We start from the raw sequence: 20,695 nt of genomic DNA on the forward strand, positions 1-20,695 counted from the left end.
GCGCCTGATCCTGCGCGGCGCGGCGCGCCTTGGCCAACGCGGCTTCCCGCCGATCCTTCCAGGCAGCGTCGGCTGCGGCGAAGGGCGCACCGCCCTGCAGACCGTTGTCCGCCTGGTAGTAGGCGATGGCAACGTCGTCGAGATAGCCCTGCAGCTGCTTCTGCAACTGCCGGACGGCACTCTTGCCCTTGGCGAACGGTCCATCCAGACCGGCGCCCGCTTCCAGATCGGCCGCGACGCCCTCGAAGGCCTCGCGGAACTCGGAAAGCTGCTTTTGGACATAGGCGTAGAAGGAACGCGCGGTTTCGACCAGATCGCCGTTTTTCGCCTTGGTCGAGGCAGCGTTGAACTGATTGAACTGCGCCTGAATGTTCTGGAAGTCGGTGCGGAGATTGCCGCTTTCCTCACCCGACAGATAGCGGCGATACCCCTCGTACTGAGGCTGCATCCCCTCCCATTGCCGCTTGGCTTCCTCTTCCTCCTGCTTCTTCTGCTTCTTCTTGCCGAGGACACCGCCCAGCAATCCGGAAATGCCTCCGATCACCGCGCCGACCGGGCCGCCGGACATGAAGCCGCCCAAAGCGCCCTGCAAGCCGCCGCCGAGCGCCGATCCGGACGAATATCCAGCCCCGAACCCGCCGAGACCAGCTGTCAGGCCGCCCAGCGCGCTGAATTCGGGATACTGGATGCCCAGGATCGAGCCGCTACCCGTCAGGCCCCCCACGTTGGGTCGCGGGGTGGGGACTGGTACGCCACCACGACCAACGCCGGCATATCCGCCATCGATTGGTGGCAGTGCGTTGCTGAGACCTCGCTCGACACCGCGTTCCGTGGCGCGCTCATAGGCGCGCGTCGTGGAGGCGTCAGGGCCTCGCGATTGATAGGCCGCGAGGATCGTGTCCGCGTCGACGCGGCGGAAGCCTTCCCATTCGTTCCGCAGCCCGGCGACATTGGCCCCGCGTCGCCCTGCGAGCGTCGTGGCCAGCTTGTCCTGCATCTCGGGAGAGAACAGTTCCGCCCCGGTGAGCTTGAGTTCGTCGCGCAGCCCGCGCAGCGTCTTCTGGACGATCTGATAGGCGCCCAGAGCCGACGAATTATAAACGTTCTCCGGATGCCGGAGCATGGAGGACTGCAGCGCATCGATCTGATTGAGCGACATGCCCGTCAGGTTGCGTTCGCCACCGGTGAACTTCCCGTAGGCGAGCGAGGTGTTGTAGCCGTTCGAGCCCGACGTGCCCTCGGCCTTCCGGATCAGATTGAGGAAGGCGTTGCCGGCCTGCTCGACCGCGCGGCCCGAAGACTGCGGCAGCGTGACCTCGACAGGACCAAGCGGCACGCGCGTGACGGCTCCAACCGGCGCCGAGAACGTCCGCTCCGTGGCCATGTCGCTGCCATAGATCGGCGCCCCACCAGCCATATTGGTGGCCGCACCGAGAGCCTGCGAAAGGCCGGTCGCGTTTTGCCCCCCGTTGCCGAGGATCTTGCCGAAAAGCTGATCGAACCCCTTCGAGGCCATCTGCTGGCCAAGCCGGCCAAACGTGCTGGCGAGCGCGTCGAGGACGCCGCCGCCCGACGAAACGGCATCGAAAAACCCCGATGCCGCTTCCTTCAGGTCCGTGAAGGTCTTCTGCTGCTTGCCGAGCGCATCGTCCATGTCGGAGATTTGCTGGGCATTGCTGACATAGGTGCGCCCCCACTCGCTGTTGAGGTCGATCCCCTGGCGCCGCAGTTCGCTTTCCGCATGAAGCGTGGCAAGAGCTTTGCGGCGAGCGTCATCGTTCTGGCCGATCAGCCCGACTTCGACCTGAAGCCGGCGCAGTTCCTCTTCCTGACCATCGAACAGGCTTTTGCGGGTGCTGACCTCCAGCGTCTTGAGGTCGAGATCACGCGCTTCGGTGAGCGCGCGGACGGCCGCGTCCGACCCTTGGGCGAGTTCGATCTGGCGGGCATATTGCGTGTTGATCGCTGCAACCTGGCCGGCGTAACCGTCCAGACCGGCCTGCGCATAGGCATCCTTTGAGGATCGTAGAGCCTCGGCAGCAGATTCCGCCGCCTCGGCATAGACCATCTGCGAGGCAGCCGCCGCGTCCGCTGCCACCTTCTCCTGATTGATCCCCGGAATGGTGAGGTTCAGCCGCTCGCGCTCGGCCGCAATCCGGGCGCGCTCGGCGACGGTGCGTGCGCCGACCTGCTGAATGTCGAGCTCACGTCCCTTACGGGCGCGCTCGTCCTGCGCATCAAGCTGGCGGAGCGCCTCGTTGTAGCGCTGCACATCCTTGGGGTTGAGCGGCCCCATGGACGTCGCTTTGAACTTTTCGAACGCCTCGTTGATGCGCTGGCGCTCGGTCTTGAGCGTCTCGAGATCGAAGCCGGCACCGCGGAACTTCTCGTAGGCCGTACCGGCCTTCTCCGCGTCGTCCGCCGCCTGCTTCGCGATGCGGAAGTTGGCGAGCGCGTCCTGGAGCACCTTAACTTTGGCTTCCGCTTCGACCGAAGCATCCGTCAGCTTGGTGATTTCTTCAATCGGACCGTAGAGGTAGCGCGGAACCTGACCGGTTGCCTGAAGGCGATCCAGTTCCTGACGAAGTTCGGACGCAGATTTCGTGCCATCGGTGAACTCGGCGACGAGCTTCTGCAGGCTGATCGAGTCAATGCCACCCGTGACCGTCTGAAAGGCATCCCTGCCCCAAGTGATCGGGTTCCAGCCAACCGAGTAGAAGGCGGACCGTCCAATGCCCTTGCGAGCCTGCTCAATGCTCTCGGACTGACGCTGCTGCTCCGCCGCAAGGCGATCCTGAAGTTCCTCAGGCCCCAGCATCAGCTTCCGATTGACGCCCTGCTCGATCGAATCTGCCAAGCCGGCGCTACCGCGCCGAATGTCCCGGAGGGTGTTGGCGAACTTCTCCGCCGACGCGTTCACGCGCTCGATGCGATCCTGAACAGTGGGCCACATGGCGAGGGCGACTGCGCCAGCCGCGCCGAGCACACCAACGGCAACGCCAACCGGGCCGAGCCGCGCGCCAAAGGCGAGGACCGAGTCCCCGATCGCTTTCAGAGCCCCCTTTACGCCTCCGGGCCCGTCGCCAAGCGCTTGCACGACTTGGCCGCCCTGAGTGGCGAGGACTTGGAACGGCGACGAGCCCGACAGGAGCATCGTCGCGGCATCGTTCAGCTGGTACCCAAGATTCTGGACCTGATGGCTCGACAGCCGAGCCTCATCGCCAACGCCGCGCAGGTTGCGTGCCGAGTGATCGAACTCGCGGCGCGCCTTGCTGGTCGCAAGCGCCAGTTCGTCGCTCGTGATCGCTCCACGGCGTGCCATCGCCTGGTAGGATTCGAGCTTTTCGTTCAGCCGGGCATGGGCTGCCGCAAGGGGGTTCAGTTCCTCACGCAGCTGCGCGACGGCACGCGCTTCCTTGTCGGCAGCCTGCGCGCCCGCATCATATTTCCGGGCGATCTTCTCGCGCGCCGCCGCGTAGCCGCCCGCAACCCTGATGCCGGCATTCTCCAGCATCGTGAGTTCGCTGAGTTCACGCGCCATGTTGCGCGCGGAGGCATAGGCGGGGTCGAACGAGGCCCGTAGATTGTCCAGCATCGCCGCATGGCGGGACGCGGCCTGTGCCGCCCTATCCTGCTCGGCGGCCAAGGCCTGCGTTTCGCGCGCGGCCTCGCTGTCGGCCAGCTGGTGGAACCCGTTGATCGCCTTGCGCACGGCGGCCGACATTTCGTCGGTCGAGATCGTGCCTCGACGCGCCATAGCCTCATAGGCGCTGATCTGCTGCAGCATCTTGGCGTAGGCCGCGCCGAGAGGGTTCAATTCCTCGCGCAGCTTTTCGGCCGCGCGAGCCTCCTCCTCGAACACCTGCGCGCTGTCGCGCGCGGAGGACGAGGCCCCGGACCCAACCCCCATGAAGGAGCTGAACTTGTCATGATTGGCGCCGGCCGCCGCCTTGGAATTGGCGGCGTTCTGATCCTCGCGCGCCTGCCGGATCATATCGGCCTGGGCGGCTTTGGCCTTGGCCGCCGCCTGAGCCGTCTCGTCGTATTTCAGGATGATGCGGTCGAGCGCGGCCGCGTAGCCGCCAGCAATCTTGATGCCAGCGCTTTCCAGACGCGCCAGTTCATCCACCTCGCGCGCCATCCGGCGAGAGGCGTCGTAAACGCCATCGTGAGAGGCGCGGAGATCGTCCAGGACCGCGGCGTTGCGGGCAGCGGCCTGCGCGGCCCTCTCCTGTGCAGCCGCCAGCGACTGCGCCTCGCGCGCCGCCTCACGGCCGGCCACGGACGAGGCCTGCATGGTCCGGACATATTGCTCCAGGACGCGATCGGCCTCGGCCTGCGTCGTGATGCCCCTGCGGACGGCCGCGTCCGCGTCCAGCGTGGCCTTCTGGATCTTGTTCATGATCGACACGGTCGGATCGGCGACCGCTCGAAGCTTTTCCCACGCCTTGGCCGCGCCCGTCACCGTGCCGGCAGCCGTCGTCATCGTGGTGGACGTCTGGTCCATCGCGTTGCGTAGGGCGTTGTCGCGATCAAGGAGACGATCAACAGCCGCCTGCGCCACCTTCATGGCGCGATCCCAAGTAGCCGTCCCCTTTTCAGCGCCGCGCGCGTCAACGACCAGTTCGGTGACGATGACGTTGCTCATAGGGGCTCCAGCAGGCGCAAGGGATTAGTCCCCCGGCGCCTCGCCGGAGGTCCGCGTCTCAGATTCGGCATCGCGTTTCGAAACAGCGGCCAGGAACGCTGCGTCGCAGTCTTCGATGACCTCGATTTCCCAAGGGGATAGCGCGCAGCGGGTCAGCCGGGTGAAGGCGTCGATGTCGGGCCATGTGATGGGACTGACGCCGAAGCCACCGGAGGATCGGCGGTTATGAAGGCGAGTGAAGATGTCCCAAAGATACTTTCCCGCCAGCGGAAGCGGGTCGGAATGGAGTTCGGCCTCCAATTCCTCCCGCTTTTCGGGTGTGCGGGCCCGTTTCAACAGACCCTCGATCGTCTCCCGGTGGCTAAAACCTGTTTCCGAGTCGATCAGTCCGAGTTCGAAGTGGCGCTCGGCGAAGCGTCGGACGTCTTCGCGGAGCCCTTCGTAAAAGACCGCTCATCCGTGATGAAATCCACCATCTGGCTGAGGACCCAGGCGAAATCCGGGTTGAGAAGCAGCTTGAACGCGGCGTCATCGTTGAAGGCGATAGGGTCGCCAGCGCCGAGCTTGACCGGCGTCCAGTCGATGATGCGAGCCACAACCCAGGCGACGTTCTCGCGGCGAACGTCGTCAACCTCACGGTCTTCCGGCTTGTATTTGCGGTTATTGGCCTGTGCGGATTCGATCTGACGCTGACGGCGCAGGTTCTCGCGGGTCTTTGCTTCGTTGAAGGCGATGACCTTCGGATGGCTCGGGCCAGCAAAGGTGATGTTCCAGCCGGTGCTGGTCACGCCGCCCGGGGCGAGGATTTCGAGGATCGCCGTGTCGGTCGGGACGAAGGCGGAAAGGTCGATGGCGTTCATGGGTCTGTCCTTTGTCGGAAGGAAATGGATCGGGCGGCGCCGACACGCCGCCCGCTGTCGCGCGCGCTACGAGGGGCCCGTGTGCGGCGGGCATCTGGTGAAGGTCAGTCGGCCGTCGCGGGCCGCGTCTCGACCTTGGTGCCGGTGAGATCGTCCGCTTCGGCGTCGTCGCGCACGGAACCGGTCTCGCTGATCAGGATGGCCGGCAGGTCTTCCGGCCGGCTCGGCCAGGTGATAGCGAGCCCGACCGCACGCGCCGCCGCGAGGGCGTCGGCGAGTGCGCCAGCCGCCTTGCGGACAGCCGCCGCCTTCGGATGCTCGGCATCCGGCTTCTTATCGGCCATGGTGGCCTCCATTCACGGGGTTGAGGATGGCAGGCGCAGGCGCGCCGGCCGGCTCGGCGTCCGCGTCAGGCGGCGGACGTCTGCATTTTGACCATGACGGGGTCGAAGGCCCCGCCACGATCGTCGGTGCCGATCATCATCGACAGCTGCTGCGTGCGCGGCCCGTCGGAGCCAAGTTCCGACTTGGTGGCGTTCGAAAGGGTCAGATTTGGCACGTAGAAGGCGATGAAGTCGCGCGGCTCGCTCTCGTTCTCCGTGAACAGGAGATGCAGCGACATCTGGTCCTCGTTCAGGAAATTCTTCACGCGGCTGACGTCATTGCGCAGCGCGGTCAGCGTGCCCTCGACAGTCGCGAGGTTCGTGAACACATCGGGCGTCACGTTCGATCCGACCACCGGGAAGCCGGCGGCGTTCAGATTGATCGAAAGGGTCGCCTGGCTGATGTCCAAAACATCGCGGTCCCCGAGCCGGATCACCGCTTCCACCGCCGTCATGCCGAGCGAGACGGTCGTGGTCGCCGAGGCGAAATAGGGGGATTCCGCGCCCTCCTTCACCTGCATGTCCTGTCCGACCAGCGAGAACGTGACGGTCGCCATGCCGTTCGGCTGAAGGTTCAACTGCATCTGACCGACGCGCACGCCGGTGAAAAGCTCCGAGCCATCGATGTCGATCTCGGCTTCCTCGACCGCGAACGAGCGGGGCGTGACGCCCTGCAGCAGCTTCTTGGGCCGAGCCAAGCCGACACCGGTCTGGGCCGAGCCCACCGACACGGGCGTCTCGGCCACCGTCATGACCGTCGCCGTCAGGCCGACGACGCGGAAATTGCGGGCGTTGTTGGCCGTGGTGGTGAAGCCCGAGAAGCGAACGACGTCGCCGACGCGCACGCCGTCGCTAATCCACGAGCCGGCCGAGCGCGTGAACGTCTTGGCGGTGGCATCGGCCGTAACCGACAGGCCGGAGAGCGCCAGCGGCGTGTCCCACGTCCCCCGGAACACGGCCGCGAAAAGGTCGTCGAAGGAGCCGAGGCTGAGGTCGGCCGTGTAGCTGCCCGAAACGCTCTTGGAGCCGTGGCGGCCGCGCGTCTGCTGCCCGTCGCGGCGGTTCTCGCCCGATCGGATCGGCTCCTTCGAAAGGGCCACGGAGCCGCTGTTGGCGCGGAAGGATTTGCCGCCCGTGTTGTCGGGCAGCACGCCATAGCTCGCTTCCGGCTTGACGTTCACAAGGATATTTCGGCCGGTCTGATAGCCCACGGCTCGTCTCCAATGTTGGGAAGGCGCCATGCGCCAGGTCAGATGCCCGTCAGCACGCGTCTCGACGGCCGGGCGCGCCGTCCGCCGTCACCCGCGATGCAGGTACTCGAATGGGATGGTCGCGGTGACGCGCCACCAGTTCTTGTCGTCCGTGGCGGGACCGCCACCGTCGATGCGCGGCGCCCAGGAGCGCACGCAGCAGCCGGGCGTGTCCCGGTAGAACTCGGCCGCGCGGAAGATCTCGCCGGCCTCGGTCGCCAGCGCCTTGGCGGGTGCCGCACCGACACCCACCGGAACGAAGACGTGGATGGTGATGAGGCCGAGATATTCCCACAGCTGATCGCCCGGCCGGCCGACGCCGCGCAGGTTGCTTGTGGAGACGCCAGTCTCGAAAAACACCCATGGCTGGAAGTCGCCGTCCGAGTTCGCTTTGTCGATCTCGGGCCCGTTCGGGAGGGCGATGGGCGTGCGGTTCCAATTCGCCTGAAAGCGCGTGAGGATCGCGGCCTCAGCGCCGGCAATGTTCGCCATTATCCGAGTTCCCCGATCCAGAGCGCGGGATAACGGGCGTCGGACTGGTCGAATGCAGCACCGCTGCCCGTGCGAATGGCCCCGCCGTTGGCGCGCCCGTCCGCAATTCCAATCCACGTCCACCCGACATTGGCGATGTTGCCAAAGCGGCGGTGCACGATCCAACTGGCCTGCGCGTAGACCTGATCGGTGCCCGGTACGCGCATCTTCATCGAGCCGTTTTCGATGACGCGCGAATACGGAAGGAAGCTGGAGATATAGATCTCCTCGCCCGCCCGACGCCGGCGCAGGTTCTTCACGGCGCGGCCGCGAATGAACATTGTGTGCGAGTTTCGATAGTCACCGCTCAAGACGGGACTGAGATCGAAGAGCGTTTCCATGGCGAACTGCGCCACCATGTCGAGCCGCTCGTATTCGTATTGAATGACGCCGAAGTCCTTCACCGTCTCCTCGGCCGCGCCCTCTCGCCCGTCCACCCAGCGCCGGAAAGCACCCGGGCGCGGAACGGCGCCCATGATCTTGGCATGCTCGCGCTTGGCCGTCTCGACCAGGGCGCGCTGCGTCGCTTCAAGCGTCGCCGCCCGCGCGATATCGATCGCGGTGCGCACATTCTGCAGCTTCGCCATGGTCAGCCCCGAACCGCAAACTCGTAGGCAATCAGCACGCCGCCGACGCGGCGCGTCTTGTCGTTCGGCGGCCCGACGATCGCGAGCGTCCTGCCGTGCATCATGACGCGGTCGCCCTTCTGGAACGGCGGATCGAAAGTCACGTCTTCCGCCATGACGATCAGCTTCGTGTCGGTCTGCACGATGTCGCCCACGACCTCGTGCGCGTCGAAGGTCGTCACGCGCGCGCGAACGCCGATGTTCCGGCCGGCCGATCCTTCGCCGCGCCGGATCATCACCTGTTCGCCGCTGCGTGCCATCATGCGGCGGTAGGCGCGCAGCATCTGATCGGCCGCGCTCATCAGACGTTCCATCGCCGGAAATCGCGCAGGAGGTCATCAATCATCCGCTTCCTGGCGAGCGCCGTCTGTTCGGGGCTGTTGAAGGCGATGCTGCCGACGTCTTCCGTCGTTTCGCTGCGGATCTGACCGCCCTCGCTGGTGGCATGGAAGCGGTGTCCGATGTCGAGAAGGATGGCCTCGCGGATCGCGGCCGGGACGTCGGCGGCCGTCGGGCCGTAGCCGGCGACATAGGTGACGCGCAACAGCCGGCCGGCCGGGCCGCCGTTCCGGTTGGCGACGACGAACGGGCTGACGACATCCTCGTCGAGGCGGATCGCAGCGGCCGTTTCGGTCCCGTCCAGGTCGAGCCAGAGGCCGGTGGCCGACACGGCATCAGGAAAGCGAAGGCGCAAAGGCGCGCACTCGCCGATCCCGAAATCCTGCCGCCATGTCTGGTGGATCAACGCCCGCCCGAGCCGCCCGCGGTAGCCGTCGAGGCGCTCCACGGCCGCCTGCGCCATGCGCTGAAGGCGCGCATCCTCGCTGCTGCCCGTGATCCGGCACGCGTCGCGCACCTCTTCGATGGTGACGGGCAAGACGGCCGGCGCAACGATGCGGACGGGCGGGCGCATGATCAGCCTTTCGTCTGGGCCGCGAGGCTCCGAGCCACGGCTTCCTCGCCGCTGATCGTCGGATCGTTGAAGTCGATGCGGTTCTGTTCGGCCGTGGTCTTGGCGCGCGGATCGGCATCGACGGCCGGATGCGAGGGGTCGACGTCCGGCACGGTCTGCTCGGGAGCGCCGGACGGCGAGAACGTCTCGGCCGGAGCAATGCCGTTGTCGGCCGCTGCAGGCGTCTCCAGCACGTTATCGCCCTGGTCATTCAGGACGACATGGCCGTCAACGACATGCGCCTCGAGTTCCGTGACCGAATTGTCCGAAGTCGCGTATGCGAGATGCGGCGCTTCGCCGGTATCGACCGTCTCGCTGTCACCCGCTGGCGCGTCCGACTGCGTCCCGGCCGTGGTGGTGCCTTCACCGGCCGGCGGGGCCGCCTCACCCGTTTCGGTTTCCGTCTCCGTCTCGGTCTGCGTCTTCTTGCTGCCCATGGTTGGGGCCTTTCACGAAAAAGGCCGGCGCATCGGCGCCGGCCTGTTGCAGGGAACCCGACCGACGCCCTTAGGCGGCGACCTTGAGCGCGCGCATGGGCTCGGGATTGTAGACCCCGCCGCCGACGCGCTTGACGGTGTAGAAGTGGACGTAGGGCTTGTTGGTGAAGGGGTCGCGGAGCACGGCGATGCCGACGCGATCGATCACCATGTAGGTCGCTTCCATGTCGCCATAGAGCGCGCAGATGTTGCCCGCCGCGACCGTCGGCATGTCCGGCAGTTCGACGATGGGCGCGCCGTTCAGGGTCTGGGGCTCGCCCAGATTATAGGACGGCTGCCAGATGTAATTGCCGCCCGCATCCTTGAACTTGCGCGCCTGACCGACCGACAGGCGGTTCATGTAGAGCTTGGCGTTGGCGGCGAACTCGGATGGCAGACCGTACATGAGGTCAATCATGCCGTCAGTCGTCAACTCGGCCGCCTTGCCGGTATTCTGGACCTGAATGGCGCCCCAGGGATGGCGCGAAGCGTTCGCCCCGCCCGTGACATAGGTCAGGACGCCATAGGGCTTGTTGGCGCCGTCGCCGGCCAGGAAGGCGATCCCCTCTTGGCGGGCGAACTCGGTATCGACCTCGTCCGCCAGCCACTGCTCGAGATTGAGGGCGGCATCGTCCAGCAGCTGCTGCGAGATGGCCGGGTTGGCGTAGAGTTCGCCCGGCGTGAAGTCGAGGGTGCCGATGCCGGGCGTGCTGGTGGCAGGACGGGACGCCGTTTCGCCGACCCAGCCCGATCCAACATTGCGGTCGGAGAAGAGCTTCTTGAAGCCGGCCACCGAGATGGAGATGACGCGCGCGTTCTCGCGCAGCTTGGAGATGCGCTTGAGCTTGGCGGTGATGGTGCGATCCCATTCGATCGGCGCCAGATAGCCACCGTTCGCGTCGGTGCCCTTGTCCATGGCCGCCGACACCTGACCCTTGCGCATGTGAGCCTTGAAGGCGGCCACATATTCGGGGTCGGAGGCGGGCAGGTCGCCCACGACGCCACCACCGAGGGCGGCGGCGGCCAGCTTCACCGTCAGGTCGTCGAGCGAAGCCTGGAAGTTGCTGACGGCGGTGTTGATGCGGTCCACCTTCTCGGAAAGGACCACGTCCGCCTTGCCCTTCAGGGCTTCGTCGTTGGCGGCCTTGAAGGCTTCGAACGCCGAGAGAAGTTCGGCGCACATGACGCGCGGATCTTTGGTGTCGGCGCGAATGCCGATCCCGGTGATGGCGCGGGGAATGCGAAGCTCGGGGCGAGACATCGCGAAGACGCCGGCGGCGCCAATGATGGCCGGGCCGAGGGATGGCGCGGCGGCGACCGCCTGGGCCAGATCGCCCATGGCGTAGGCATGAGACATGGAAAAGAGCGCCGCGACGAGGATCGCCGCGAACGTGAACATCCGACGCATCGGGTTCTCCTGAGGTTAGCTGTTCTTGGACACGAGAGAGGCGAGGCGGCCGGACCAATCCGGCACCTCTTCGCCAGCGCCGGGCGTGGCTTCAATGGCAGCGCCCGGCGTGCCCTTGATCTTGTTGATGCGCTCGCGAGCCTGGGCGCGGGTCGCGCCAGCCGCCACGAGCTGCAGTTCCAGAGCGCGAAGGTCGTTGACGTCCTTGTCCTTCGACTTCGCGTCCTCGTCGACTTTCATGGCATCGGCTGCAAGGAGAGCGTTGGCAAAGCCGCGCTCGATCGCCTGCGTGCCGGACATGTAGGTCTCGGCATCCATCCACTTCGCGATGTCCTCAACGCTCTGGCCGGTCCGGGCAGCGTAGAGGTCCACCATCGCCTGATCGAACGGCTGCAGCCATTCGCTGGTCTCGCGCATGTCGTGCCGGTTGCCCATCGCGTAGACCCAGCAATAGCGGGGCTGCTTTTTCAATGGCTTAGGGGCTCTTGCGTCACCCTTGCGTCAATGAACCGTCGATTTGGCTCGCGCCTTGCGTCAGAAGCGCTCCGTCGAGCATCGGCCCGGCAGTCCGAAGACCCATGCTCATGCGCTCGAAAGCCAGATGATGGGCGGCGCGGTCGCTGACCGGATGCGCGTAGGTCTGCAAGGTCATATCGAACTTTTCGTGGCCCATCAGTTGGGCCACATCCATCAGCGAAAGGCCGTTCTCGATCCACCACGAGGCCGCGAAATGCCGCAAGGCGTGGAAGTGATAGGATTGGCCTTCATCAGCGATGCCGGCCCGCTTCAAGAGCGCCGTCCACATCTCCTGTAGGTTATCGCCCATGACGCGACCGCCTTGAACGGTGCGGAACACGATCTGCCGATCGTTGTGTTGATACCAACGCTCCAACCACGTCTTCAATGCTTGAGCGACATGGGCCGGCATAGGCACATCCCGCGTTCCGGCAGCCGTCTTCGGGCCCTTCAGTTCGTCCCACTGGGTCAGGCTATGGCGCACGCGGATCATGCGCCGGTCGAAGTCGATCAATGGAACCGTAAGCCCGACTATCTCGCCAAATCTCAGCCCGCAGGTGGCCGCGAGGTAGACGAAACAGCGCATCATGGAGTCGTTCCGCCATTTGTGCGCGGCGCGGGTCTCCACGACGCCCAAAAGGTGCTGAATCTGGTTTGCCGTGAAGGTGCGGACCTTCGCCCGGGCGATCCCTCGCATCGCCTCGACCGCGTGATCAGACACGCGCTTTCGCAGCCGGCCGTGAGCCATGGCGAACTTCTCGACCAGCCGGAACGTACTGAGGCGGTCGCGGGCGGTGCGCGGATTGAGACCGTCGAGCCGAACCATTTCACGCGTCCATTGCTCGACGCGGACCGGCTTGAGCTCCGTCCACTTCATCGCCCCAAGGTGCGGGATGATGCTCCGATCGATGTGCAGGGCAACGCTCACTTCGCGGTTGCGCCCGATCGCGCCCATCCGTCGGCGGTCCTCCATGTGGCGCACGAAGTCCTCGCAGGACGCCTCCACCGTCTGCGTGTCCGCGTCGGCCACGAAGGTCCCATCTTCCGCTTCGCGCTCCACCTTTCGCTTGAAAGCGTCCGCATCCTTCTTCTTGTCGAACTGCTTCGATCTTCTGACGCCTTTCTCGTCCACAAAGCGAACCGCCCAGGCGGTCTTGGTCTCTCCGTTATAGGTCCACTCGCGCTTCGAAACGCTCGCCATTGTCTCTCTCCGATTTCGTGAAAGGGAGACCGGCCGGCACGAGGCCGGCCGATCGTCGGGTTTCAGAAGTGCGAGACTTCTTCGAGTTGCGCCTCTTCGCGTTCGTCGGCGCGCGGGTCGCCGTCATGCCGGCCGATCGCATAGGTGCTCGACCAGCCAAGGCTGGGTTCGCTGTCGGCGTCCGGTTCTAGATCGCAGTCGCCATCCAGTGAATCCAGCCGGTCAATCATGGCGTGGATAGCCGCCACGATCTGACGCCGGCTCGACCGCTCCATGTCGATGAAGATGAGCGTCATCGCGAGCCCTCCCCTTCGTTCGTGCGAATGCGCGAATAGTCGAGAAGGTCGAGTTGCTTTCGAGCTTCCGTCATCGACGGCGTGACAGGCAGGCCCAGCTTGAACCAAAGCTCGCCAGCCGCGCGCGTCCCGAACACCTGCCGCGCTTCCGAAACGAGGCGGACGCGCGGCCCGTCAGGCTCGTGCGGCTGGTCGCCCGAAGGAATTTCCACCGGAGGCGCGCCGGCCGGCCGATGGAAGTGGCGGGTGAGCACCTGGTAGCATTCGCGCTGGTAGAGGATGACGCGCTCCCGCACCCCCTCGTCCTTGATGCGGCTGGCGTCGATCGTGAACAGCCATCCGTTGACGAGCTCGAGCTTGAGGCAGGTCGTCTCCTGAACGCCTCCCTTCGCCAAAGGGGCGGGTATGATACACGCCCCTTCGGACAGGATGGGATCGCGGCGGATGCGCTGGCGCTGTGCATTCCAATCCACGCCCATCGCATCCACGATGGGTTTGACGGCCACGAACACGCCATCGTCGTTTTCGAAGCTGTAGAGATCCGTTCCGCGGAAGTTCACCGTGACGAGACGCGAGGTCATGCCGCACCTCCGTGCTCGGCTTGGTAAGCCTCCATCCAAGCCAGCATCTGGCGAAGCTCTTCGGGCGATGCACGCTCGAACAGCTCCATCATCCTGGCGTAGTATTTGATCGTTCGGCAGCGATGCCGCGTCTCGTCGCTGTAGGTGGCCAAACGGTGCGCCAAGTCGGCGGGCCACCGTTCGGGCGCGGCCGAAGGATCGAGCGCGCCGACACGTGCGAGCGCGGGCAGAGACGCTATGACCGCGCCGGCCGTGAGGAAGCGAAGTGTCTGGCGTCGAGATATGGCTTTCATGCCGCCGCCCTCCGCCGCGCTTCGTTATCCGCTCGAAGCGCCCCTTCGAATTCTTCCTGCATTTTCCAGACCGCATCCCGAGCCTGGAGAACCGTTTCGAGAAGCACCCTCTTGTTCACCTCATCGAGCGCAACGTCGCCCGCGTCCGTGAGATGGGCTTCGGCAACGGAGGCGGCGATTTCGATTTGGGTGCCGCATTTCACCACGGCGTCTTCGACATCGCGGAAGCTCGACCGCGCGGCCTCAGGGGGCGAAGGCTTCGCTTCCGGCTGCTGGTCAGCCTCGATCGCGGCGTAAAAGGCATCCCGATGCCGGCGAGCCGCTTCGGTCGCATCGAGCGCAGCTTCCGACAGCGCGGCGATTTCATGTTCGGAAATCCCGGCGCGATGCCCCCGGCCGGTTTCAAAGAGAAGCCGAACCACCATCAGAAGGATTTCCGACCGAAGATGGCAGGTCGTCAGGCTGTCTTCTAGGTCGGAGATGCGGGAGAATGGAACGGTCCTCACGACGCCACCCCGCCAAGACAGAGGGACAGGAGGCCGGCCGAGACCGCGCCCGTCACTGCGCCGGCCGCAAGGGCGAGCACATAAGCGCGGTTGAGCCTCTGCCGGATCGCGTGCGTCTCGTCTCGCAGGAAGTCGATTTCCCACATCTGCGCCGCGAGCATGGCCCGCGCTTCGGTGAGCCCCGATGCGAGACCGACCATGGTTGCCGGAGTCGGGCTGACGGAGGGCTCGCAGTAGGTCTGACGGATTTCGGGCTGGGTCATCCTTATGCCCTCCCCCCACGAACGCCGGCAGGGATGGAGCGCCCGCCCACCGCCATTTCCTCGATCCATTGATCGAGGTCAGCTATGCGAGCGCACACCGTATCGCCGATCCGGAACGTCGGGATTTCCCCCGTGGCGATCCTGTGGCTCGTCTGACTCGGCTTCATGCTCAGGTAGCTCGCGATCGGCTTCGTCCCGTAGAGAAGGCCGGCCGAAGGCGTCTTGGCCCGGTGTTCGGCTTCCAGAACCGCAATCTGCCGTTTCACCTCCTTCCGCGAACTGCGTTGCGCCTCCCCTTCCAGCGCGGCCAGCCGTTCATCCATCTGGCTGATAAGCTCGGCTTGATTTTGGGTCTCGATGAAGCCGCCTGCTGCCGCGCGCTCTTCCTGTTGGCGGCGGAATTCCGCGAAGACGCGAATGATACGCGTCCGTGCGTGATTGGCGACGTTACCGGAGATGCAGTTGCAAACGGCCAAGGCTTGAAGCTCTGTGAGCCAGTATGACCGTGCCGGCCGGCCGAGTTGCAATTTAGCACCGGGAATGTCCACCCCACGGAGCCGGCCGAGACCGGACAGCAAGGACCGATGCGACTGGACGAGGGCGCGCACGGCACCTTCATGAACAAGACCCAGCTGCGTGCTAAGGCGCGCGTCGAAGATCCGCCCCTCTGCGCCGAACTCCGTGCTGATGTCGCTCACCATCAGTTGCACCGTGCTCGGCAGATAGCCGCTCTTGTAAATGGAGCGGATGTGCGGAGCCGCGCCGATCAGTGCAACGCGCTGGCGCAGTTCCGCGACTTCGGCGGCAAGATGCGCCAGCGTCTGGCGCGCCTCGTCCTCGACCGGCAACAGACCGCGCCGGTAGGCGAGGAACACGTCGATCATCTGCTTTCGGACGGCAGCGGCGGCCGGCGTGCGCGAAAGGGCGCAAATGACGAGCGCCTGGCCCTCGTTCAGCCAGTATTCCTTGCCGGGCCGGCCGCGTCCCGTATTTTCCGACTGGCAATCGGAAATTCCGCCGTGGCTCTCGAGCTCAGGACGGTTACGCTCAATAAGGCGACGGATCGAATGAGCATCCGTCATGCCAAGCATTTGAGCTAGGCGAAGGTCTTGGACGCGGGGTTCGCCAGTTCGATCATCCAGTTGGTCGGGTGTGAGGGATGCACTGGCGTCACGCACCAGCGCGAGATGGGATTTCGTCATGGGATTCGGTCTCTGTAGGGACCGGCTTCTCAGGGCCGGGGTTTTCCCCGCCATGGGGAAAACCTACGCCAGCATCGGGCTGGCGCCGGGAGGCTGAGAACACGTCACAGAGAACGTGCCCGACCGCCTTCCCCCCGAAAGGGTCTTGTATAGCGGCCGGACTCCCGGCATAACTTAGCCGTTCGCGCCCGGCTTGGCGGCCGGCACGTTCGTCTCGCAGGTTGAACTTTGGCGAGTTCACTTCTGCGCTCTGTGGCTGACAGGCCAGACCTTGGCGGGTCCCCTGTCGGGAGTTCTCAGGCTCCACAGACATGAATGCCTCACATCCCCGGCCGGTTCAACCTCCCCTCCCTTCGGGGGCGCTTTGGCGCGTGTCGGGTTTCCGGGTTGCCCGCTCAATATTGTCCGTACAATAAACCTTGCCAAGCCGATTAAGTGTCGGTACGGTAATTCACATGGATATCACCTTCGATCCCTCCAAGCGCGAAAAGACCCTTGCCGAACGCGGCCTCGATTTCGCGCAGGCGGGCGAGGTCTTCGCCGGTGCCACCTTCGACCAGGAGGATGACCGCTTCGAGTACGGTGAAACCCGCATCATCACCGTTGGGTATATGGGCGGTCGGATGGTGGTTCTGGTCTGGACGGCGCGCGGCGACGCCCGTCACATCATCTCCATGAGGAAAGCCAATGACCGAGAACAAAAACGCTACGCAGCCCACTTGGGTTGATCCCGACGACGCCCCGGAGTTGACCGACGAGTGGTTCGACCGGGCCGATCTGCACGAAAACGGCGTGCTGGTCCGACGCGGCCGGCCGCCCGTCGAGAACCCGAAAGAGAAGGTCACGCTTCGCCTGGACCACGATATCGCCACGGCGCTGCGCGCCAGCGGCAAGGGCTGGCAGACCCGCGTGAATGACGCCCTTCGGGAGTGGATTTCTAAGCAGTAGCCCTACGCGGACTGCGCGGCGCGTGTTAGAACGGAACGGCAACAAAAACCGTAAAGCCGGCCTGTTGGTTGATGCACATATGGAAGGGAGAGGTCTGCACGCCTCTCCCTTATCCGCACTACTTCCCCAATCTCGGATGAGTTTTTTCCTCTTACCCGAGTGATCGAACGTGGAAACGCTCCGCCCCACCAAGCACGTGATTTTTTGCAGCTACTCAGCCAACCATCAGTGCTAAAGACACTGCAGACAAACAGGATGGGTGGTGGACATGGTGGACGAGTTAAAATTCGGCAACGAGATCATGACCGATGCGGTGGATTTCTCATTTGGCGAACTATTGAATCTTCACCGTGACGCAGAGATTATCATACGACCAGAATACCAACGACTTTTCCGGTGGAGCAATGAACAAAGATCTAGGTTGATCGAGTCTGTACTTTTGCGCCTACCGATACCGCCTATATTCCTAGTTGAAAACGATTCCAACGTACTGGAACTGATTGACGGACTTCAAAGAACAAGCTCTGTCCTGCAATTCTTGGACCATGGCGCAATTGGACAGCCAGAATTGGTATTGACTGGATGCGATATAATCAAATCTCTGAACGGCTTGACTTTCAATACTTTATCGACAGTCCTCAAGCTCAAAATTAAACGAACGCCAATCCGCGCCATAATCATAAGAAAAACTGGCGATCAGTTCGTCAAGTATGAGATGTTCAAGCGCCTGAACACGGGAGGCTCTCTCCTATCGCCCCAAGAGATAAGAAATTGCTCCTCTCGAATGATCGAAGGCGGAGAACAGTTTTATCAAATACTCCAAGAATTAGCCTCATACCAATCATTCAGTGATGCAATCGGCCGCCTTCCCGAAACAAACAAAGACCAAAGGGGAGACGAAGAGCTAGTTCTTCGTTTTTTTGCAGTTCGCAACTTTAAGTCCGGCTTCAAGGGTAACATTGAAGAGTGGCTAAACTCTTACATGGAATTTATCTTACTTAAGAAAAGCCCCTTCGACGTTGCAGAGCAGAAAGCACATTTCAAAAGCGTTTTTAATTTCATATATAATACTTTTACCAACGGTGCATTCTCACGCTACAACAACCATCGAGAACCAACAGGGCGCCTAGCACCTGCCTATTTCGAGGCTGTCGTAGGCGCCGTCGATCTGCACCTGAGCGAACTAGCCCTTATACCGAGCGAAACGCTTCGCAACCGCTTGATTGAAGCATTCAAGTCAGTAGAATTCATCGAGTCGACGGGTCCTGGCGCAAACTCCATCTCGAAATTTAACCGCCGCATCGATGTCATCAGCAAGCATCTGCTCGCACATGACGATCATTGATGAACTTACTGCTGATTTGGATTGGCGCGAGACCGAACTCGCGCTTATGAAGGTTTTCCTTCAACGCCAAGATTTTTCACCAAAGCAACACGAAGTTTTAACTAGAGCGGCGTGGAGCCTTCTTTATTCACACTACGAGGGATTCTGCAAGTTTGCCCTAACTTTATACTTCGAACAAATCGCCAATGCACAAAAAAGCTGCATCGTACTACCTGCTAAAACCAAGATTTTTGCCATGACAAAGGAGATAAAAAGGCTTAAAAATCTTCCTGCAGAGGATTTCATCAATTCGTTAGAACAATTTGCCAACGGCCCAATCGCTTGCGCCCCCGAGTTTCCTGACGTCGATACCAAATCGAATCTTTGGCCGAATGTTCTAGAAGAACTGCTCGAGTATGCGGATATCGAATGTCCCGCTGTGGACCATAACCGCCAGCTACTCAAGTCTCTTGTAACGAGCCGAAACGGAATTGCCCATGGTGAAAAAATCTTCGAGGAGATAAAGAAATATCAAGTCATGGAAAATGCTGTCTACCAAGTCCTGTACGAGCTCGCATTTGCTATCGAAACCCGCCTGCAGAACAAACCATTCAAGGCAGAAGATGATGCACAGGGTTGCCTGTTCGATTTTCTCTGATTTTCAGTCGATGATCAACGCCGACGGCGAGCATTGCTTGTCCAGTAGAGCACATCCTGCGATCGATGAACCGGACTTGACGTTACGGTGAGCGTTGCGCCTGACACAGTGTCAGCCTCAATGGAGGTGGATGATGGCCAGGGCGCTGAGCGAGGATCATCGGTGATAAGCTCTGAATGCGTCCCCGGGCGGGAGGTAGGCACGGTAAGTCGCCGTTCGGTTCGCGATCGGCATATCGACGGCGATCCGGCGGGTTAGGGAACCAGGATCGGCCAGCGGACGGCCCGGCCGCTTGGCTGACGGCGCGAGTCGACCCTTGATCCGCATGAGGCCTTCATCGTCGCAATGATCAAAGAGAACGGTTGATGGGCGGTGCGATGCGGTCGCCGCCGTCCTCCCACCCTTCGAACCGACCGAATGCGCCAACTACTTCGCCGCTGCAACCTATGAACCGAATCAAGCCGGATGTGCTTTAGCTCACCTGGCACAACAGAAATTCTGAGCTTCTGTGGCCGCATCAATCCTTACCCGCGCCTGATGAGGCGGCAGAAGGTTTGAAGTCTTTCACTGCCGCGCCGATAGCGCTCAAGATCGATGAGACCGTCGCGGGGTCAGGCGTTCCGGCGTCGGGGGACAAAATGTTCGCCTCGGCAGCCATCAGCGCCTTCACGACGTCGTACTGCTGATCCGGAGTTCCTAGGTCGAGGATGACACGCAGGCCGGCAAATCGAGCCTCCAAAATTGCAAGCTCTCTTGTGAAATATCTCTGCAGTTCGATCGCCCGCTGATAGGCCCTGAAAAACAAAAGCGCTGTGAACTCAGCCAGCAAGATCACGCCGACCCAAGGCGCAGCTTTAGCAAACACCACGATCCAGACAGCGCTCGTGTTTCCCGCCGTTGCGAGTGGTATGATTCGGTCTATGAAACCTCCTTCACCCCATAGGCGAAGACAAGCCAGCCCCAAACCAAATACGCATATCAGGATCGCCGCATTGCGGAAGCGATTGGCAGCGGACTCAGCACGAGAAGCAGGGCCGTCAAGCTTTGTGCGGATCCGGTCAAACGTGTTCTCGATATGCTGCCAGCGCCTCACCTCACGCGCAGAAGAGTCAAGCTGCCTACCAACTGCATCTTGTACCGCTGTCAGCACTCCTGCATCCAGACGTTCTGATAACAGTCTCGCGATCACTTGGCTATTTTCACCAACCGCCCCCGAAATAATCTCGGAAAATTTTTGGTCGATGCGCTTTTCTACTTCGTTCTGTATCCTTCTTTCGGACTGCTCTATCCTCGAAGAAAGGACCCTTTCGTTTTGATCCCGATCAGACGTCCCACGGAATGGCAGCGATCTGAAAAGCATATATAAACTCAAAAAACTCAAAAATATAAGAGATATTATTATAAAATACGGTAAGACGGCCCTAATTGGGACGTTTTGATCTGTTTGTCCAAAAACAATTATTTTTGAACTATTCATAGAATCGAAAAATGCAATGCACGCAGCTAATAAAAAGGCCCCAATCGCTCCGATCAATACACCAGATGCTTTCTTCAAAAAATCCCGCATTTAATTAGGAACCTTCCTGCTAATAATTTGTAGACTGCATATAGCAAAGCTTCGCCCATGTCCCTGCTATTTCTACAGTTTTTCACACATGCTGCTGCCAGCAAGACGTGATCAAAATATACTGCTATGCGCGATTGTTGATATTATTACATTGAATGCACATATGATCAACAACAAGATAGAAATACACGTAGGGAGATTTTAGG

24 protein-coding genes are annotated in these 20,695 nt (G+C 62.2%); 5 read left to right on the plus strand and 19 right to left on the minus strand.

Annotated elements, in window-relative coordinates:
* The 16 genes from AUL28_RS20330 to AUL28_RS20405 form a co-directional block, all read right to left on the minus strand.
* Nucleotides 1–4,648 (minus strand): phage tail length tape measure family protein (locus AUL28_RS20330; protein WP_192843504.1); only part of this gene is annotated, 4,648 nt, incomplete at its 3' end.
* A gap of 24 nt (nucleotides 4,649–4,672) precedes the next feature.
* Entirely contained in the window at nucleotides 4,673–4,948 is a 276-nt protein-coding gene (locus AUL28_RS20335) for a phage tail assembly chaperone (protein WP_062236402.1), read from the minus strand.
* Between the two features lie 83 nt (nucleotides 4,949–5,031).
* On the minus strand, nucleotides 5,032–5,508 hold the full coding sequence (locus tag AUL28_RS20340) for a hypothetical protein (protein WP_062236405.1): 477 nt from the start codon (nucleotides 5,506–5,508) through the stop codon (nucleotides 5,032–5,034).
* 104 nt (nucleotides 5,509–5,612) lie between these two features.
* Nucleotides 5,613–5,852, minus strand: coding sequence for a hypothetical protein (locus AUL28_RS20345; RefSeq protein WP_062236408.1), 240 nt, complete (start codon nucleotides 5,850–5,852; stop codon nucleotides 5,613–5,615).
* Nucleotides 5,853–5,917: 65 nt separating this feature from the next.
* Nucleotides 5,918–7,102: a phage tail tube protein gene (locus AUL28_RS20350; protein ID WP_062236411.1), complete on the minus strand. Its 1,185-nt coding sequence runs from the start codon at nucleotides 7,100–7,102 to the stop codon at nucleotides 5,918–5,920.
* A gap of 87 nt (nucleotides 7,103–7,189) precedes the next feature.
* A complete protein-coding gene (locus AUL28_RS20355; RefSeq protein WP_062236413.1) occupies nucleotides 7,190–7,633 on the minus strand; it encodes a phage tail terminator-like protein in 444 nt (147 codons plus the stop codon).
* Nucleotides 7,633–8,259: a hypothetical protein gene (locus AUL28_RS20360; protein ID WP_062236425.1), complete on the minus strand. Its 627-nt coding sequence runs from the start codon at nucleotides 8,257–8,259 to the stop codon at nucleotides 7,633–7,635. The genes AUL28_RS20355 and AUL28_RS20360 overlap by 1 nt, the downstream gene beginning before the upstream one ends.
* A 2-nt stretch (nucleotides 8,260–8,261) precedes the next feature.
* Nucleotides 8,262–8,600 (minus strand): hypothetical protein, encoded by a 339-nt coding sequence (locus AUL28_RS20365; protein WP_062236428.1) that lies wholly within the window; start codon nucleotides 8,598–8,600, stop codon nucleotides 8,262–8,264.
* Nucleotides 8,600–9,211, minus strand: a complete 612-nt coding sequence (locus AUL28_RS20370) for a phage head-tail connector protein (RefSeq protein ID WP_062236430.1) — start codon at nucleotides 9,209–9,211, stop codon at nucleotides 8,600–8,602. Before AUL28_RS20370 ends, AUL28_RS20365 begins: the two co-directional genes overlap by 1 nt.
* A gap of 2 nt (nucleotides 9,212–9,213) precedes the next feature.
* A complete protein-coding gene (locus tag AUL28_RS23105; protein ID WP_192843505.1) occupies nucleotides 9,214–9,687 on the minus strand; it encodes a hypothetical protein in 474 nt (157 codons plus the stop codon).
* Nucleotides 9,688–9,757: 70 nt separating this feature from the next.
* Nucleotides 9,758–11,134: a phage major capsid protein gene (locus AUL28_RS20380; protein WP_244493584.1), complete on the minus strand. Its 1,377-nt coding sequence runs from the start codon at nucleotides 11,132–11,134 to the stop codon at nucleotides 9,758–9,760.
* 15 nt (nucleotides 11,135–11,149) lie between these two features.
* Entirely contained in the window at nucleotides 11,150–11,605 is a 456-nt protein-coding gene (locus AUL28_RS20385; RefSeq protein WP_244493585.1) for an ATP-dependent Clp protease proteolytic subunit, read from the minus strand.
* Between the two features lie 19 nt (nucleotides 11,606–11,624).
* Nucleotides 11,625–12,680 carry a tyrosine-type recombinase/integrase gene (locus AUL28_RS20390; RefSeq protein WP_192843506.1) on the minus strand — a complete coding sequence of 352 codons (1,056 nt, stop codon included), beginning with the start codon at nucleotides 12,678–12,680 and terminating at the stop codon, nucleotides 11,625–11,627.
* A gap of 233 nt (nucleotides 12,681–12,913) precedes the next feature.
* Entirely contained in the window at nucleotides 12,914–13,147 is a 234-nt protein-coding gene (locus AUL28_RS20395; RefSeq protein WP_062236435.1) for a hypothetical protein, read from the minus strand.
* A complete protein-coding gene (locus tag AUL28_RS20400; protein WP_062236437.1) occupies nucleotides 13,144–13,728 on the minus strand; it encodes a phage antirepressor N-terminal domain-containing protein in 585 nt (194 codons plus the stop codon). Before AUL28_RS20400 ends, AUL28_RS20395 begins: the two co-directional genes overlap by 4 nt.
* On the minus strand, nucleotides 13,725–14,021 hold the full coding sequence (locus AUL28_RS20405; protein ID WP_062236440.1) for a hypothetical protein: 297 nt from the start codon (nucleotides 14,019–14,021) through the stop codon (nucleotides 13,725–13,727). The genes AUL28_RS20400 and AUL28_RS20405 overlap by 4 nt, the downstream gene beginning before the upstream one ends.
* On the opposite strand from AUL28_RS20405, the gene AUL28_RS22865 reads away from it, so the two are divergent.
* On the plus strand, nucleotides 13,994–14,494 hold the full coding sequence (locus tag AUL28_RS22865; protein ID WP_156420110.1) for a hypothetical protein: 501 nt from the start codon (nucleotides 13,994–13,996) through the stop codon (nucleotides 14,492–14,494). The genes AUL28_RS20405 and AUL28_RS22865 overlap by 28 nt on opposite strands.
* Nucleotides 14,495–14,523: 29 nt before the next feature.
* Here AUL28_RS22865 and AUL28_RS20415 read toward each other — a convergent pair whose 3' ends face one another.
* Nucleotides 14,524–14,790, minus strand: a complete 267-nt coding sequence (locus AUL28_RS20415; RefSeq protein ID WP_062236446.1) for a hypothetical protein — start codon at nucleotides 14,788–14,790, stop codon at nucleotides 14,524–14,526.
* Nucleotides 14,791–14,792: 2 nt separating this feature from the next.
* Complete coding sequence (locus AUL28_RS20420) at nucleotides 14,793–15,992, minus strand: hypothetical protein (RefSeq protein WP_156420111.1); 1,200 nt, start codon at nucleotides 15,990–15,992, stop codon at nucleotides 14,793–14,795.
* Between the two features lie 455 nt (nucleotides 15,993–16,447).
* Between AUL28_RS20420 and AUL28_RS20425 the strand changes: the two genes are divergently transcribed.
* The 4 genes from AUL28_RS20425 (at nucleotide 16,448) to AUL28_RS20440 (ending at nucleotide 18,922) form a co-directional block, all read left to right on the plus strand.
* Complete coding sequence (locus tag AUL28_RS20425; RefSeq protein WP_062236452.1) at nucleotides 16,448–16,720, plus strand: BrnT family toxin; 273 nt, start codon at nucleotides 16,448–16,450, stop codon at nucleotides 16,718–16,720.
* On the plus strand, nucleotides 16,680–16,940 hold the full coding sequence (locus tag AUL28_RS20430) for a BrnA antitoxin family protein (protein ID WP_062236454.1): 261 nt from the start codon (nucleotides 16,680–16,682) through the stop codon (nucleotides 16,938–16,940). Before AUL28_RS20425 ends, AUL28_RS20430 begins: the two co-directional genes overlap by 41 nt.
* 268 nt (nucleotides 16,941–17,208) lie before the next feature.
* A complete protein-coding gene (locus AUL28_RS20435; protein WP_062236456.1) occupies nucleotides 17,209–18,285 on the plus strand; it encodes a DUF262 domain-containing protein in 1,077 nt (358 codons plus the stop codon).
* Complete coding sequence (locus AUL28_RS20440; protein WP_062236459.1) at nucleotides 18,272–18,922, plus strand: MAE_28990/MAE_18760 family HEPN-like nuclease; 651 nt, start codon at nucleotides 18,272–18,274, stop codon at nucleotides 18,920–18,922. Before AUL28_RS20435 ends, AUL28_RS20440 begins: the two co-directional genes overlap by 14 nt.
* A gap of 517 nt (nucleotides 18,923–19,439) precedes the next feature.
* Here the strand turns inward: AUL28_RS20440 and AUL28_RS22870 are convergent.
* The gene (locus tag AUL28_RS22870; RefSeq protein ID WP_156420112.1) at nucleotides 19,440–20,489 is read right to left on the minus strand and encodes a hypothetical protein; all 1,050 of its coding nucleotides are present in this window, start codon (nucleotides 20,487–20,489) and stop codon (nucleotides 19,440–19,442) included.
* Nucleotides 20,490–20,695: the final 206 nt, after the last annotated feature.

It is taken from the genome of Aureimonas sp. N4 (assembly GCF_001463925.1).
GTDB classification, from domain to species: Bacteria; Pseudomonadota; Alphaproteobacteria; order Rhizobiales; family Rhizobiaceae; genus Aureimonas; species Aureimonas ureilytica_A.

What these genes read in the sequence shown, in the direction of transcription:
- AUL28_RS20380 (WP_244493584.1), bottom strand. Translation starts at nt 11,134, where the DNA reads ATGCGTCGGATGTTCACGTTCGCGGCGATCCTCGTCGCGGCGCTCTTT.
- AUL28_RS20430 (WP_062236454.1), top strand. Translation starts at nt 16,680, where the DNA reads ATGACCGAGAACAAAAACGCTACGCAGCCCACTTGGGTTGATCCCGAC.
- AUL28_RS20360 (WP_062236425.1), bottom strand. Translation starts at nt 8,259, where the DNA reads ATGGCGAAGCTGCAGAATGTGCGCACCGCGATCGATATCGCGCGGGCG.
- AUL28_RS20340 (WP_062236405.1), bottom strand. Translation starts at nt 5,508, where the DNA reads ATGAACGCCATCGACCTTTCCGCCTTCGTCCCGACCGACACGGCGATC.
- AUL28_RS20435 (WP_062236456.1), top strand. Translation starts at nt 17,209, where the DNA reads ATGGTGGACGAGTTAAAATTCGGCAACGAGATCATGACCGATGCGGTG.
- AUL28_RS20420 (WP_156420111.1), bottom strand. Translation starts at nt 15,992, where the DNA reads ATGACGAAATCCCATCTCGCGCTGGTGCGTGACGCCAGTGCATCCCTC.
- AUL28_RS20415 (WP_062236446.1), bottom strand. Translation starts at nt 14,790, where the DNA reads ATGACCCAGCCCGAAATCCGTCAGACCTACTGCGAGCCCTCCGTCAGC.
- AUL28_RS20355 (WP_062236413.1), bottom strand. Translation starts at nt 7,633, where the DNA reads ATGGCGAACATTGCCGGCGCTGAGGCCGCGATCCTCACGCGCTTTCAG.
- AUL28_RS20425 (WP_062236452.1), top strand. Translation starts at nt 16,448, where the DNA reads ATGGATATCACCTTCGATCCCTCCAAGCGCGAAAAGACCCTTGCCGAA.
- AUL28_RS22870 (WP_156420112.1), bottom strand. Translation starts at nt 20,489, where the DNA reads ATGCGGGATTTTTTGAAGAAAGCATCTGGTGTATTGATCGGAGCGATT.
- AUL28_RS20395 (WP_062236435.1), bottom strand. Translation starts at nt 13,147, where the DNA reads ATGACGCTCATCTTCATCGACATGGAGCGGTCGAGCCGGCGTCAGATC.
- AUL28_RS20400 (WP_062236437.1), bottom strand. Translation starts at nt 13,728, where the DNA reads ATGACCTCGCGTCTCGTCACGGTGAACTTCCGCGGAACGGATCTCTAC.
- AUL28_RS23105 (WP_192843505.1), bottom strand. Translation starts at nt 9,687, where the DNA reads ATGGGCAGCAAGAAGACGCAGACCGAGACGGAGACGGAAACCGAAACG.
- AUL28_RS20370 (WP_062236430.1), bottom strand. Translation starts at nt 9,211, where the DNA reads ATGCGCCCGCCCGTCCGCATCGTTGCGCCGGCCGTCTTGCCCGTCACC.
- AUL28_RS20405 (WP_062236440.1), bottom strand. Translation starts at nt 14,021, where the DNA reads ATGAAAGCCATATCTCGACGCCAGACACTTCGCTTCCTCACGGCCGGC.
- AUL28_RS20365 (WP_062236428.1), bottom strand. Translation starts at nt 8,600, where the DNA reads ATGAGCGCGGCCGATCAGATGCTGCGCGCCTACCGCCGCATGATGGCA.
- AUL28_RS20345 (WP_062236408.1), bottom strand. Translation starts at nt 5,852, where the DNA reads ATGGCCGATAAGAAGCCGGATGCCGAGCATCCGAAGGCGGCGGCTGTC.
- AUL28_RS20440 (WP_062236459.1), top strand. Translation starts at nt 18,272, where the DNA reads ATGACGATCATTGATGAACTTACTGCTGATTTGGATTGGCGCGAGACC.